We start from the raw sequence: 13,394 nt of genomic DNA on the forward strand, positions 1-13,394 counted from the left end.
CAATACTTTGTATTTCCATCCAAGATTTCTTGATTCATCCAAAGCGCCAGATGGGCATGGGGCTGCCTGCTTCCGTATAGGGGATCCCAATGCAATGCGTTTTCGCTGACTGCATGCTGGATCTGGAACGCCGCGAACTGCATCGCGCGTCTCAGCCTGTGGCAACGACACCCAAAGTGTTCGACTTGCTCGTCTATCTGATCAGCCAACACGACCGCGTCGTCACGCGCGATGAGTTGATGGAAGCGGTATGGGGCGGGCGCATCATCTCGGAATCCACAGTCGCCAGCCACGTCAATGCCGCGCGCGCGGTGGTCGGAGACGATGGCCAGCGGCAACGCATCATCAGGACCATTCCGCGCAAAGGCTTTCGGTTCGTCGCGACGATCGGGACGCCAGACGGGCCCGTACCATCCGCTGGACCGGTTGCGGCAAACCATCTGCCGCAGAACGATGCGGACCTGAGCGACAAACCCTCGATCGCGGTCCTGCCTTTCGTGAACTTGAGCGGCGGCGCCGAGCGTGACTACCTGGCCGATGGGGTCATCGAAGACATCATCACCGCGTTGTCGCGCTACCGCTGGTTATTCGTGGTGGCTCGCAACTCGAGCTTTACCTACAAACACCGCAACGTCGACGTGAAACAGGTAGGACGTGAGCTCGGCGTGCGCTATGTGCTGGAAGGCAGTTGGCGGCAGGCGCAGAACCGGGTCCGCATCAGCGGCCACCTGATCGATACCGCGACCGGCGCAACCCGCTGGGCCGACCGCTTCGAAGGCGTACTGACCAATCTGTTCGAGTTCCAGGATCAGATCGCAGACAGCGTCGTAGGCGCCATCGCGCCGCAAGTGGAGCAGGCGGAAATCGTGCGCGCGCGGTTCAAGCCCACCGAAAACCTGACCGCCTACGACTACTACCTGCGCGGCATGGCGTATTTGCACCGAGGGACGTGCGATGCCATAGACCAGGCCCTGCCGCTGTTCCAGCAGGCACGCGCCTGCGATTCCGACTTTGCATCGGCCTATGCGATGGCGGCGTGGTGCCACTGCTGGCGCAAGGTCAATGACTGGATGCGGGATTGCCCCGCGGAAACGGCGGAAGGCGTGCGGCTGGCGCGCCGGGCGGCCGAACTCGGCCCATACGATGCCGAGGTGCTGACGCGCTGCGGACACGTCCTGGGCCACTTGGCCGGCGATCTGGTCGAAGGCATTGCTTTGCTGGAACACGCGCAGTCGCTGAATCCCAACCTCGCTTCAGCCTGGTTTCTGGGCGCATTCTGCCACCTGTGGCACGGCCAAACAGAACAGGCGATCGAGCAATTCACTCGCGCCATGCACTTGAGCCCGGTGGACCCGGAGCTCTACCGCATGCAGGCGGGCATGTCGGCAGCAAATTATTTTCTGGGCAATTTCACCGAAGCTGAAATGTGGGCCAGAAGGTCCGTGCAAAACATGCGGGACATGGTGTTGTCGCAAGCGATACTTGCCGCCAGCCTGGCCATGCTGGGCAAGCAGGCAGAGGCCGGCATCGCCATCAAACGCCTGCGGGAACTCACCCCTTCAGTATGTCTGGACACACCGTTTGGCTGGCTGCCGACTCAAAGCCATGTGAACTACGGGCTCATGATCGAAGGCCTGTCGAAGGCGGGGTTATAAGATCCCAATCCGCATATTGATGGGCCAGGCAATGCTGCGGCGGACGTTCTCATCGCCCCACGCCGATGCAATGTCGCCGGCGAAGTTCAACAGCACCTCTTCTCGCCCGGCCTCTTTGGCGCGGCGGACCGCCGACCACGTCAGCAGGTAGCCCAGGAACTCGGACAGGTGCCACTGGAGCCTGATCTCCAAGGGCGGCGCCGCCAGTTCCTCGAACGGAAAGTCGATGGTCGCATAGCCGGTATCGACCAGCTTTCTCTCGGGAGGCCAGTAGGGGCCGATCTCGTCCCGGTAGAACTTCTGGAACCGTTCATTGAGAGCGGGTTCGAGATCGAGGACACCGTAGCTGATCAATGCCAGGATACCGCCGGCCCGGGCCACCCGCCTGGCCTCTCGGTAGAAACCGGGCAGATCGAACCAATGCGCCGCCTGCGCCGCGGTAATGAGGCTTGCCGCGCCATCGGCCAGCGGCAATTGTTCGGCCGGCGCGCGCTGATACGTGATGCGCTCGCCGGGAACGGCATTCTCGATCTGATCGGCGCTGGGGTCCAGCCCGACCACGGCCTCGAAATGCGGGGCAAGGAGCTGCGTCAGTTGGCCATTGCCGCACCCCACATCGACGGCCATGCGATGGTCCGGCGCGATCGAAGCCAGGAAAGCCGCCAGTTGCGGCGGATACTCGGGGCGAAAGCGCGCATACGCCCGCCCCCCTTGTTCAAACCAGTTCCGAACCGGATTGGCGTTATTCGACATCCGTTTGATCTCCTGCGGGCAATCCGCTTTTTGCGGCTGTGATTCGGGCCGAGAACCCCTGGCGCTCCAGGGCCTGGGCGGCCCTTTCCAGGGACTGCAGCAAGGGATGGCCGATCTCTGCTTCAAGATCGGCAATCGCGGCGAAGGTCGCGACCCAGTGCTGTTCAAGCTTGGCCACCAGAGCCTGACCGGCTTTTGTGAGCCGGATGCCGCTCTTGCGGCCATCATCGACGGCATGACGCGCGATGAGGCCATCGCCTTCCAAAAGGGCGACGCTCTGGCTGATGGCGCCTTGGGTCAGATGGGTGCGCGCCGTAATGTCGGTGACCGTCCGGGCGCCTGCGCGCAGCGCCCGGAGCACAGGGGTGTAGCGAGCCCGGTAGTTCAGGCTCATCGTCCGGTAATGCTCTTCCGCGCCCTGTTCGACCAGCTCGCCGACGTAGCGAAGGAGTTCACCAAGGCCGGGTTTCTCTTTTGAGTTCATGGATCGAATAATACATTAGCGCTAATGTAAATTACAATAGCGGGCAAGATTTTCCATTCCGAAGGAAAGGGATGCCGGTGTCACAAGCGGCTGACATGGAATCCGCCCGAAACACGTGCCCCCCCTGAAATCCACCCCTGACAGAGAACATTCGTGCCCCCTGCATCGAGTCCAGCCAGCCCCATCGGCATCGTCGCCGCCCTGCATCAGGAACTGAGCGGCCTGCTCGCGTTGATGCAGGATGAGCAACGCATTCACATCGGCAGCCGCGAGTTCTGGGTCGGCGAACTGGATGGCGTCCAGGTCGTTCTGGTGCTGTCCCGAGTCGGCAAAGTGGCGGCGGCGGCCACGGCCGCCGTCCTGGCATCGCGGTTCGGCACATGCGCCATCGTCTTCACGGGGGTGGCCGGCGCTTTGTCGCCGCAGGTCGGCATCGGCGATGTGGTGGTGTCGACCGAATTCCTGCAGCACGACGTCGACGCGTCCCCCTTGTTCCCCCGCTGGGAAATCCCACTGACCGGCATGGCGCGGCTCGCGGCCGACCGGGCGCTGGCCGACGGCCTGGCCGGAAGCGCCCGCGACGTGCTGGCGGATCCATTGCCCCTGGTGGGGGACGCCGCCCTTCATGCATTCGGCCTGACGGCGCCTCGCGTCCACACGGGGCTGATCATCAGCGGCGACCGGTTCGTTTCCACGGAAGCCGAAAGCAGTGCCTTGCGCAACGCATTGCCCGACGCGCTGGCCGTGGAGATGGAGGGCGCGGCGGTGGCCCAGGTCTGCCATGAATGGGGCATTCCGTTCGCAGCCGTGCGCATCATCTCCGACCGGGCGGATGATTCGGCGAGCGTGGACTTCCCACGATTCATCACCGAGGTGGAGTCGCGCTACAGCGTAGCCATCATCCGGCGCTGGTTGGGCCGGGCTGCGGACGGCTCGGAATAGACCTTCCCGGGAATGCCCGCCACGCACTCCAAGCGCCTGACGGGCTGGGGAATCAGGCAGTGAGAAGTCCGAACCAGGCCAGGAAATCATCCCGCATGGCGGGCGGGATTCCATGACCCCCAGGATACAGCCGCGTTTCATGCGGCACGCCAAGTTCGGTGAGCCACCGATCGGCTCGTCGCGCCCAGTCCACGGGCAGCTTGGTGTCGTCCCGGCCATGACCGATGAACGCGCCCACCCCCGCCAGGGCCGAGCGCTGCGCCACGTGCGGCGCAATCTCGGGCAGGATGCGGCCGGACAGGATGCCGAAGCCGGTGACGAGCTCGGGCCGCGTGAGGCCGAGGCTGGCGCTCATGATGCCGCCTTGACTGAATCCGGCGATCACCGTCCGGGCGGACGGCACGGCGTACTCCGCCTGCAGTTCCGAGAGGAAACTCGACAGGCGCTGCCGGCTCTGCTCTGCCGCCGCCAGATCCGGGCGGGGACCCTGCGGGCCGAACGACACCTGGAACCAGGCGTGCTGGCCGGGGGCGAATGCGAGAGGACCGCGCGCCAGGATCACGCGGGTATCCGCCAGCGTGCCGCCCAGCGACGCAAGATCGGTTTCGTTGCCGCCCACGCCGTGCAACAGCACCAGCAGGCGCTTGGCCGACGCCCCGGAATCGGGCGATGTCGTGCGAAACGCCAGGGACAAGTCGGTTCGGAGTTCGGAGATCATGGGCTTCATGCCGCGTCCAGTGTGGCTGAGTGGGGAAGGCCGAAGCCAAAAGAGTCCATCGACAGCACGCCATAGGTCATGCCGCCAGGAATCCGCATGCGGGCTTCACCCGGCGCGCTCGCGCCGAGCGCCACCAGCAGCGGCAGGTAATGCTCCTCGGTGGGATGCGCGCGCTCGGCGTGGGGCGCGCGGGCGCGGTACTCCACCAAAGCCTCGTCGTCCCGGCGCGCAACGGCATCGGCGGCCCAGTCGGCGAAGGCCTGCGCGTACTCCGGATCCCGGATGTGGCTGCGGAATTCGTAGAGATTGTGCGTGAGGCTGCCCGAGCCGATGATCAACACGCCGCGCTCGCGCAGAGGCGCCAGCGCCATGCCCAACCGCAACGCGCCCCGGGTGTCCATCCCGACCGGAAGAGAGACCTGAAGGACCGGGATATCGGCCGCGGGCCTGAGGTAGCGCAACGGGACCCAGGCGCCGTGGTCCAGCCCGCGCTGCGTGTCGACCGTAGCAGGCATGCCGGCATCGACCAGCATTCGGGCAATCTCGGCGGCAAGCGCCGGCGCGCCCGGCGGTTCGTAGCTGAGCGCATACAAAGGGGCCGGAAAGCCGCCGAAATCGTGGATGGTCTGCGGCCGGGCAACCCCGGAGACACGCACATCCCGGGTCTGCCAGTGGGGGGACGCCACCACGATCGCCGACACGCCCTGCAATGATGCTCCGAGTTGCCGCAAGTTGGGGCCGAGCATGCCGGGCTCCAGCGCAAACATCGGCGATCCGTGGGAAATGAAAATGGAAGGTGCTCGGGACATGGCGGAACTCTCTGAAATCAGCAGGCCAAAGCGCCCGCTTCAGGCGCGATGGGAGCGGACCGGATAACCCCTAGGGTTTGCCCGCATCAGTGTTACTTTATCGGCTCCACCAGCAGAGATAAATCCTCATACAATAGACACATTGTTCCGATATTAGAGACTATGGATCTTCTTCAAGCCATGAAGACCTTCACCGCAGTGGTCGAGGCCGGCAGTTTTGTCGGGGCGATGGATGCGGTCGGCCTGTCCAAGCCCGCCGTATCGCGCCACGTCAACGAACTGGAGGCGCACCTGGGAACGCGTCTGCTGCAGCGAACGACGCGTCGCCTGTCGCTGACAAGCGAGGGGCAGGCCTATTACCAGCGCTGCAAGGACATTCTGCTGGCCGTCCAGGAGGCCGAGGGCGAGGTGGGGTCCAGCGCCTTGCAGGCGCAAGGGCGCCTGCGCATCGGCGCGCCGCAGACCTTCGGCGCGCTGCACCTGGCCGCGCTATGGGGGCGATTCGCGGCGGAGAACCCGCAAGTCACGCTGGACATCGTGCTGTCGGACCGCGTCGTCGATCTGGTCGAAGAGGGCTACGACCTGGTGATCCGCATCGCGCGGCTATCCGATTCCAGTCTGATCAGCCGCCGGCTGGCCGGCACGCGCATGGTGCTGTGCGCCTCGCCGGAATACCTTGCCATGCATGGAACCCCCGCGCATCCCCACGCTCTCGCCAGACACGAAGTGATTTCCTATACCTACTGGTCATCGGGGGACGACTGGACATTCCAGGGTCCCGGGGGCCAGGTGACCGTGCGCACGCGTCCGCGCATCCACACAAACAACGGCGATACCTGCCGGGCGGCGGCGCTGGCGCACCAGGGGATCATCCTGCAGCCGGATTTTCTGGTCCACGAAGACCTGCGCAGCGGCGCGCTGGTCGAGCTCATGCCCGATTTCCGCGCTGCGGAGCTGGGCATCTTCGTGGTCTACCCCACGCGCAAGCAACTCCCGCTGAAGGTGCGCCGGTTGGTGGATTTCCTGGCGGACGCGCTGCTGACGCCCCCCTGGTCGGACAGGAAATCCTGTAGTCTTCAGGCTCTCAAGTGAAGTGAAAGCACACCCACTATGAATATCGCATTGACCCTGCTGGCCCTCATCGCGGCATGGCGATTGTTGTGTCTGCGTTACCAACGCGCCCACATCGCATTGCTGGGGCGCCATCTGGCCAGCCTGCAGCTCGAACGCCACATGGAAACGCTGACGCAGGGCTACACCCGCGCCATCCATGAGCAGGATGAAACCCGCCAGCTCCAGGTGCTGGACACCTTCGCCCCCACTGAACGCGCAGTGGCGGCACAGATACGGTCGCTGGCCGACGCCATGCAAAAGGAAAGCGCCCAGGCCACCCGCATGGGCGCGCTCTCGTTCTGCGTGCCCTACATCGAGCGCTTTCTTCCCGCATCGACACGGGACTTCCGCGCGCTGCTGCGCATCCACGCAGTCGGGCTGCGCCATGTCGTGGACAATGAAGACCAACTGGAGCCGAAAGACCGCGCCTACCACCTGTCGGCGGAACTCTACCTGCTGCAGCACAGCTGCCATTGGTTTTGCAAATCACGCGGCGTGGCCGACGCGCGGCTGATGCTGCGGCATCAGGTCCAGTACCGGAAGGCGCTGGAATCCGTGTCCGCCATAACCCGTTCGGCGTATCTGAAATGGCTGCAGGGCGCCGCCGCGCAGTAGGCCCCGCGCGGCAGGCCACTCCCCGCTCGATGACCGGCCGCCATACTCAATCCACAGCAATCATCCCCCTATGCCTCATCCTCACAACACAAAACCCGACGTCATCGTGATCGGCGGCGGCATCATCGGCACGCTGACCGCCTGGCGGCTCCGGGAGGCCGGCCAACAGGTCTGCCTGATCGAAGCCGATCTGGCCGGGCTGTGCTGCTCGACCGGGAACGCCGGCAGCATCAGCGCGGGCTCGGTGGCCCCGCTGGGCATGCCCGGCATCTGGAAACAGGTGCCGGGCATGCTGCTGGACGCGGACGGACCGCTCAGTATCCGCGCAGATTACGCGCTGCCGATCACGCCCTGGCTGATCCGCTTCCTGCGGTCCTCGACCCCCGCCCAGGTGGCGCGCACCGCCACGGCGCTGCACGCGCTGAACGCGATCGCCATGGCCGAATACCGGGATCTGGCCCGGCAGCTGGGCAGCCCCGACATCTTCCGGGCGACCGGACAACTGCAGGTCTATCGCAGCGCCGAAGCAGTTCTGAAGGACGCCGCGGGCTGGCGGCTAAGACGCGAACACGGCGTCGAAGTCCGCGACGTGGATGCCGGGGAACTGCACGATCTGGAACCCGACGTGGGCCCGCAGTTCACGCGGGGCGTCTTCCTGCCCGATGAAGGCATGATCGCCCACCCCGAACGCCTGCTCAGGACCCTGCGCGCGCAGTTCGCGGCGGCCGGAGGCGAGATCGTCGAGGCGCGGGCGGAGTCCGTCGATCCCGTCGACGAGGCAACGGTGGCTGTGCGGACTACCCAGGGTGTGCGCCAGGCGGGGAAAGCCGTGATCGCCGCCGGGGCCTGGTCGCGCCGGCTGGCCCGCAGCCTGGGCGACCGGGTGCCTCTGGAACCCCAGCGGGGGTATCACGTCGTCTTGCGCGACGCAGGCATCGCCCTGCAGCGTCCCGTGGTGGCCGCGGAGGCCAAGATCTTCGTCACGCCCATGGAGATGGGCCTGCGGGCGGCGGGCACCGTCGAATTCGGCCGCCTGGACAGCGCGCCCAATCCACGACGCGCCCAGGCGCTGATGCGCAACACGCAAACACTTTTCCCCGCGCTGAAAACCGGCGCGCCGGAAGACCGCAGCGAATGGATGGGAAACCGCCCCTGCCTTCCGGATTCCCTGCCGGTCATCGACCACGCACACCGTTCCAGGCGCATCCTTTATGCCTTTGGCCACGGCCACCTGGGCCTGACGCAGGCGCCGGCGACGGCCAGGATCATCACTGACCTGGTGCTGGACCGGTCGCCCGCCTGCGATCTCGCGCCGTATGGCGCGCGTCGATTCTAGCGTCCGCATGGGCGGCGCGAACCGCCCCCATCACCCGGACAAGTCAGCCATCCACAGGCTCGAGCGGCACGTCCAGCAGCAACTGGTAGAACGACAGATCCAGCCACCGCCCGAACTTGAAGCCCACCTGCGGCAGCGTGCCGACGTGACTGAATCCCAGACGCTTGTGCAGCGCGATGCTGCCGGCGTTGGCCGCGTCGATGCCCCCCACCAAGGCATGCACGCCGCGGTCCCGGGCCGCCGCGATCAACGCCTGCAGGATCTCGCGGCCCAGGCCCCGGCCCCGATGATCCGGATGCACGTACACGGAATGCTCGACCGTGTATTTGTAGGCCGGCCAGGCCCGAAATGTCCCGTAGCTGCCGAACGCCAGCAGCGCGCCGGAGGCGTCTTCGATGCCGATGACTGGAAATCCGCCCTTTTCCTTGGCCGCGAACCAGGGCCCCATGCTCTCCGGGGCGCGCGGCGCGTAGTCGTACAAGGCAGTCGAATTCAGGATCGCTTCATTGAAGATGTCCAGGATGGCCGTTGCGTGCCGCTCGTGTGAGCACGGCACGATGCGATGTGTTGTCATGGGGATTTCCGGGGATTGTCCGTTGCGCTGGACGATACCAGATCCCCTCCCCCTCCGGACAGGCGCAGCGTCGTCCGCACGCTGACGCGCTTGAAGTCCGACACCAGGATGTCGATGCGCACGTCCCAGTGATCCCGCTGCGGCAATTGAATGCCGCTCACCTTCCAACTGCCGTCTTCGGCCTGCCGCGCGGGATAGGCGATCGGCTCGATGCCGGCATCCGTGTCGGAAAACACCACCTCGACGGCCTGCGCCCGCAGGTTCTCGAAACCGGGCGTGGACAGGTACAGGGACAGCGATGCGGCGCCGCCTCGCGGCGCTGGCAGATAGCTCAGATCCACCATGGCCTGCGATCCGTGGATGTGTTCGGAGACCGCCGCCGGGACGGCGGCCCGGGCGGCCGCCTCCAGGGCGCGCGGGGGCGGCGTGAAGCGCCACAGCGCCACGACGGCCAGGATCGCGAGCCCGACGACGATTTCAGCGCAAACCACCCGGCGCAAGGAACGCCGGGCCGCCAACTCGCCCGCCAGCACCGCGCCGGTCAGGCGGTAGCGGTTGTACGCGCCCAGGGCCAGCAGGACGGCCACCAGCAGCAGCTTGCCGATCAGCACGCGCCCGTACGCCGTCCGCCACAGGGAAGACGGCGTATCGAACTGCAGATAGATCAGCGCCGCGCCACTGACCAGCAAGGCCAGCAGCGCAGCCGGAATCACGCGGGAGAACCATCGCAGCAGCGTCCCGCTTCCGGCCGGGGACCGCAGCATGACGTACAGCGGCGCGAGCGACCCGACCCACAGCGTGACGGCTACGACGTGCAGCCAGACAGCGGGGCGGGCCAGCCAGACGGGCGGCGCGGTGCTGGCATGCCCGCTGGCCGCCAGGGCGACGCCCAGCAACGCGGCCGACAGCAATGCCAGTCCGACGCGAAAACGGACGGGGGCCGTCATCCAGGAAGCCGCCGCGCAGGCCAGCGCCAGCAGGGCCAAGGCGGCCGACAGCCCAAAGGAAGTTGCGGCGGCGGTCTGCCAGGCCTGCGCCCGCAACAGCCCGGCCAGCGGCAGGTCCAGGGCATCGATCCCCAGCAAACCGACATTGACGACGACGACCGCGCCGGCCGCCGCCAGCCAGGACAGACCCAAGGCGCGGCGACGCGGCGACGCAGCTCCGCGCGCTGCGCAGAGGGCCAGGCCGACCCCGGAAATCAGCATCACGTACCAGGCGGCCGAGCCCAGCCAGACCCAGAAATCCCGGGCGAAATGCGCCGCATGGACCTGGGTGGGGCCGGCTCCCGGTTCCCCCACGGCGAACGTGAGGGTCCCGCCCACCGGATGGCCGTCCGCGGACACCACGCGCCAGCTCAAGGCATAGGTCCCGCGTTCCGACAGCGCAGGCAAGGACAGCATCAGACCATCGGCCACCGGCTGTATCTTGCGTACGTCCCGAGCCGTCCCGTCCGGTTCAATGATCTTGAAGACCAGCGCGGACACCGGTTCGTCGAACGTCAGGCGCGCTTCGTGCGGCGCTGTGGACAGCACCGCCCCTTGCGCGGGCGAACTCGATACCAGGGCCGCATGCGCGAAGGCGCGCGGCCCCCAGGCCAAGGCCGCCAGCACCCACAGCAGGCTTGCGAACCCTCGAAAACACAGGGCGTGAACGCGCCTTGTCGCACCCATCATGGGCAGATCCATGTTCATTCTCCCGAGCCCGGGGCGCCCGGCCGGCAGGCGCTCCGGAGGCCGCCCTTACTTGGCTTTCGGCAACAGCTTCAGGCCCGGCGCGGGCGTATCCCCGTGATCATCATGCCCATGCGCTTTTTCCTTGCCATCGGGAATATCGATCCAGCGGTCCACGCCTTTCTCGCATTCCTGGATCACCGGGAAATACAGGGTGCTGCCCGGCTTCAGGCTGCTGCTGATGTAGCCCCTGAACACGAACTCGTCATAAAAGTCATCGGGCAAGGGGCCGCCGGCCCAATCGACCTCCGTCACGCCGGAATCGACCTGTGAACCGTACAGATCATAGGGTTTGCTGTAATCGCCCTTCACGACCGTCAGCTGCCAGCCAGCTTTGGGCTGCGGCTTGACACCCAGGAAACCAGCCGGAATCTGGATACGCAGTTTGACGGTGGCGGAACCCTGGCAGCCATGGGGCACCCGCATCACCGCCTTATAGCTGGCGCCCACCGGCGCCTGCTGCGTTTCCAGCGTGATGTGGGAAAAGGCCGAAGGGGCGAACAACAGGGCGGCGCATGCCGCAGCGGCGCACGCGCCGGTACGAAAAATGGACATTGAAAACCTCGCTTGAAAGAATGAAAACCGTTCCGGCTGCGATCAACGTAGCCGTCAAAGGACAATCAGGCGAAATTCAACGGAGGGGCGCGCGACCCCAAGGGCGGTCCGGCTACGGGCGCAGCCACGCTCACCTTGGACGGCGCCAGGGCGAACAGCAGGAACTGCGCCGCCATCCCCACGACAGCCAGACCCGGTTGCGTGGGCAGCGGCGCATGCGAGGCGGCGACAAAGAACGGGCAGCTCTGGGACTCGTGATGCCCGTCGTCGTGATGCGTCAGGCGCTCCACCAGACGCGAGAACGTGACTCCCGCATCCCCGGTCCCTGTGCAAAACCACAAGACTCCCACACCCCCGGCCGCATTCGCGGCCGGCATGTAGCCGGCAGGAATCATCGCCCGACACAGGAACGCCACGACAGCCAGGCAAAAAACCAGTTGCCGGGCTGCTGCGCGTGGGATTCGGGAAGGCGGTCTCAGGGCGGGCATGGGGGCAATAATACGTCAAAGAATCGCTCCCACGCCACGCAAGTTATAATTTCGCTCGCATTGCTTTCATGGGTTCCCTCACCCCATCCACCAAAAAGGTCTTTCATGACACCCCTGCTCGTCCCGCCGTCGCGGACCTCCCGCTATCTGGCCCTGCTGGTCGCCTTTCACATCGCGATCATCATCGCCAGCAACTACCTGGTGCAATTGCCGATCGACCTGTTCGGCTTCCACAGCACGTGGGGCGCCTTCAGCTTCCCCTTCATTTTCCTGGCCACCGACCTGACCGTGCGGCTGATCGGCAAGGCGCAGGCTCGCCGGGTGATCGCGCGTGTGATGCTGCCGGCGCTGATCGCGTCCTATATCGTGTCGGTGCTGTTCCACGAAGGCCGGTTCAATGGGGCAGGCGCCCTGGGCGCGTTCGACGGCTTCGTGTTCCGGATCGCGCTGGCCAGCTTCGCGGCCTACGTGTTCGGGCAACTGCTGGATGTGCAGGTCTTTGACCGCATCCGCCGCAGCCGCATGCCGTGGTGGGTGGCGCCGTCCGCATCCGCCGTGCTGGGACAGGCGCTGGACACGGCGATCTTCTTTGCCGTGGCCTTCTGGCACAGCAGCAATCCGTTCATGGCGGAACATTGGGTCGAAATCGCCCTGGTGGATTACGCGATCAAGCTCACCGTCAGCCTGCTGCTGTTCGTGCCTTTGTACGGCATCGTCCTGAATGCGGTCCTCCGGGTCCTGGGGCGGCGCCCCCTGACCGAGGCGTCGCCGGCGTGAACACCGGTCGCGCCCTGGTCCTGCTCTCCGGCGGCCAGGATTCCACCACCTGCCTTGCCTGGGCGCTGACGCGCTTCGGCCACGTCGAAACCCTGGGCTTCGACTACGGCCAGCGCCACTGCGCGGAACTGGACTGCCGCGCGACGGTGCGCAGCCGCATCGCGACGTTGCAGCCGGACTGGGCGCAGCGTCTGGGCGACGACCATCTGCTGGACGCGGGCGTGCTCAAGCACCTGGGCGCATCCGCCATGACGGACGACGTCGCCATCGCCTTGCAGGAAGACGGCCTGCCCAATACCTTCGTGCCGGGCCGCAACCTGCTGTTCTTCACCCTGGCGGCCGCGCTGGCGTACCGCCGGGGCCTGGACGTGCTGGTGGGCGGCATGTCCCAGACCGACTATTCCGGCTACCCGGACTGCCGCGACAATACCCTCAAGGCGCTGCAGGTCGCACTCAGCCTGGGAACGGATCGCCCGCTGAGGCTCGAAACCCCGTTGATGTGGCTGGACAAGGCCGACACCTGGGATCTGGCCCGGCGACTGGGTGGCGCCGCCTTGGTAGACCTGGTGCGCGTCGAAACGCATACCTGCTATCTGAACCAGCGGGACCGGCTGCACGACTGGGGCTACGGCTGCGGGCAATGCCCGGCCTGCGTGCTGCGCGCACGGGGCTACCGGCAATGGGCGGCGCGGCGAACCCCGGCCTAGGCCTCGCCCGCGCAACGCTTCGTCCGTACAACAATCGTTCGCGATTTTGTCAGAAGACCCTACAGCGGATATCCACGCCTTCTCCCCTATAAGGCTGCGGCGCGCGGCCGATCGCACGGACGGCCCGCCCGGCCC

At 66.1% G+C, this 13,394-nt stretch carries 15 protein-coding genes; 7 read left to right on the forward strand and 8 right to left on the reverse strand.

Features of this window, described 5'->3' with window-relative positions:
* Positions 1 to 89: 89 nt before the first annotated feature.
* A complete protein-coding gene (locus WBG56_RS04850; protein WP_424265808.1) occupies positions 90 to 1,655 on the forward strand; it encodes a winged helix-turn-helix domain-containing tetratricopeptide repeat protein in 1,566 nt (521 codons plus the stop codon).
* Here the strand turns inward: WBG56_RS04850 and WBG56_RS04855 are convergent.
* Both WBG56_RS04855 and WBG56_RS04860 read right to left on the reverse strand, forming a co-directional pair.
* The gene (locus WBG56_RS04855; protein WP_424265810.1) at positions 1,650 to 2,408 is read right to left on the reverse strand and encodes a class I SAM-dependent methyltransferase; all 759 of its coding nucleotides are present in this window, start codon (positions 2,406 to 2,408) and stop codon (positions 1,650 to 1,652) included. The two genes, WBG56_RS04850 and WBG56_RS04855, sit on opposite strands and share 6 nt — an antisense overlap.
* Positions 2,398 to 2,892: a MarR family winged helix-turn-helix transcriptional regulator gene (locus tag WBG56_RS04860; RefSeq protein WP_424265812.1), complete on the reverse strand. Its 495-nt coding sequence runs from the start codon at positions 2,890 to 2,892 to the stop codon at positions 2,398 to 2,400. Before WBG56_RS04860 ends, WBG56_RS04855 begins: the two co-directional genes overlap by 11 nt.
* A 153-nt stretch (positions 2,893 to 3,045) precedes the next feature.
* Here WBG56_RS04860 and WBG56_RS04865 point away from each other — a divergent pair, with 153 nt between their 5' ends.
* A complete protein-coding gene (locus WBG56_RS04865; RefSeq protein WP_424265814.1) occupies positions 3,046 to 3,834 on the forward strand; it encodes a 5'-methylthioadenosine/adenosylhomocysteine nucleosidase in 789 nt (262 codons plus the stop codon).
* 52 nt (positions 3,835 to 3,886) lie between these two features.
* Here WBG56_RS04865 and WBG56_RS04870 read toward each other — a convergent pair whose 3' ends face one another.
* Together WBG56_RS04870 and WBG56_RS04875 are read right to left on the reverse strand one after the other, a co-directional pair.
* Entirely contained in the window at positions 3,887 to 4,561 is a 675-nt protein-coding gene (locus tag WBG56_RS04870) for an alpha/beta hydrolase (protein ID WP_424265816.1), read from the reverse strand.
* On the reverse strand, positions 4,558 to 5,361 hold the full coding sequence (locus WBG56_RS04875) for a dioxygenase (RefSeq protein WP_424265818.1): 804 nt from the start codon (positions 5,359 to 5,361) through the stop codon (positions 4,558 to 4,560). Before WBG56_RS04875 ends, WBG56_RS04870 begins: the two co-directional genes overlap by 4 nt.
* Before the next feature lie 162 nt (positions 5,362 to 5,523).
* Between WBG56_RS04875 and WBG56_RS04880 the strand changes: the two genes are divergently transcribed.
* The 3 genes from WBG56_RS04880 (at position 5,524) to WBG56_RS04890 (ending at position 8,425) form a co-directional block, all read left to right on the forward strand.
* Positions 5,524 to 6,453, forward strand: a complete 930-nt coding sequence (locus WBG56_RS04880; protein WP_424265820.1) for a LysR family transcriptional regulator — start codon at positions 5,524 to 5,526, stop codon at positions 6,451 to 6,453.
* Positions 6,454 to 6,471: 18 nt separating this feature from the next.
* Positions 6,472 to 7,089 (forward strand): hypothetical protein, encoded by a 618-nt coding sequence (locus WBG56_RS04885; RefSeq protein WP_424265822.1) that lies wholly within the window; start codon positions 6,472 to 6,474, stop codon positions 7,087 to 7,089.
* Positions 7,090 to 7,159: 70 nt separating this feature from the next.
* Positions 7,160 to 8,425 (forward strand): NAD(P)/FAD-dependent oxidoreductase, encoded by a 1,266-nt coding sequence (locus tag WBG56_RS04890; protein ID WP_424265824.1) that lies wholly within the window; start codon positions 7,160 to 7,162, stop codon positions 8,423 to 8,425.
* A gap of 43 nt (positions 8,426 to 8,468) precedes the next feature.
* On the opposite strand, the gene WBG56_RS04895 is transcribed toward WBG56_RS04890, so the two are convergent.
* From WBG56_RS04895 to WBG56_RS04910, 4 genes are all read right to left on the reverse strand, one after another.
* A complete protein-coding gene (locus tag WBG56_RS04895; RefSeq protein ID WP_424265826.1) occupies positions 8,469 to 8,999 on the reverse strand; it encodes an N-acetyltransferase family protein in 531 nt (176 codons plus the stop codon).
* Positions 8,996 to 10,687 (reverse strand): copper resistance CopC/CopD family protein, encoded by a 1,692-nt coding sequence (locus tag WBG56_RS04900; protein ID WP_424265828.1) that lies wholly within the window; start codon positions 10,685 to 10,687, stop codon positions 8,996 to 8,998. The genes WBG56_RS04895 and WBG56_RS04900 overlap by 4 nt, the downstream gene beginning before the upstream one ends.
* Positions 10,688 to 10,741: 54 nt before the next feature.
* Positions 10,742 to 11,287: a YcnI family protein gene (locus tag WBG56_RS04905; RefSeq protein WP_424265830.1), complete on the reverse strand. Its 546-nt coding sequence runs from the start codon at positions 11,285 to 11,287 to the stop codon at positions 10,742 to 10,744.
* A 65-nt stretch (positions 11,288 to 11,352) separates the two neighbouring features.
* Entirely contained in the window at positions 11,353 to 11,664 is a 312-nt protein-coding gene (locus tag WBG56_RS04910) for a hypothetical protein (RefSeq protein ID WP_424265832.1), read from the reverse strand.
* 216 nt (positions 11,665 to 11,880) lie between these two features.
* Between WBG56_RS04910 and WBG56_RS04915 the strand changes: the two genes are divergently transcribed.
* Together WBG56_RS04915 and queC are read left to right on the forward strand one after the other, a co-directional pair.
* Positions 11,881 to 12,552, forward strand: a complete 672-nt coding sequence (locus tag WBG56_RS04915) for a 7-cyano-7-deazaguanine/7-aminomethyl-7-deazaguanine transporter (RefSeq protein WP_424265834.1) — start codon at positions 11,881 to 11,883, stop codon at positions 12,550 to 12,552.
* Positions 12,549 to 13,259 (forward strand): 7-cyano-7-deazaguanine synthase QueC, encoded by a 711-nt coding sequence (gene queC / locus WBG56_RS04920; protein WP_424265836.1) that lies wholly within the window; start codon positions 12,549 to 12,551, stop codon positions 13,257 to 13,259. The genes WBG56_RS04915 and queC overlap by 4 nt, the downstream gene beginning before the upstream one ends.
* Positions 13,260 to 13,394: the final 135 nt, after the last annotated feature.

Source organism: Castellaniella sp. (genome assembly GCF_049671645.1).
Lineage (GTDB): Bacteria > Pseudomonadota > Gammaproteobacteria > Burkholderiales > Burkholderiaceae_B > Castellaniella.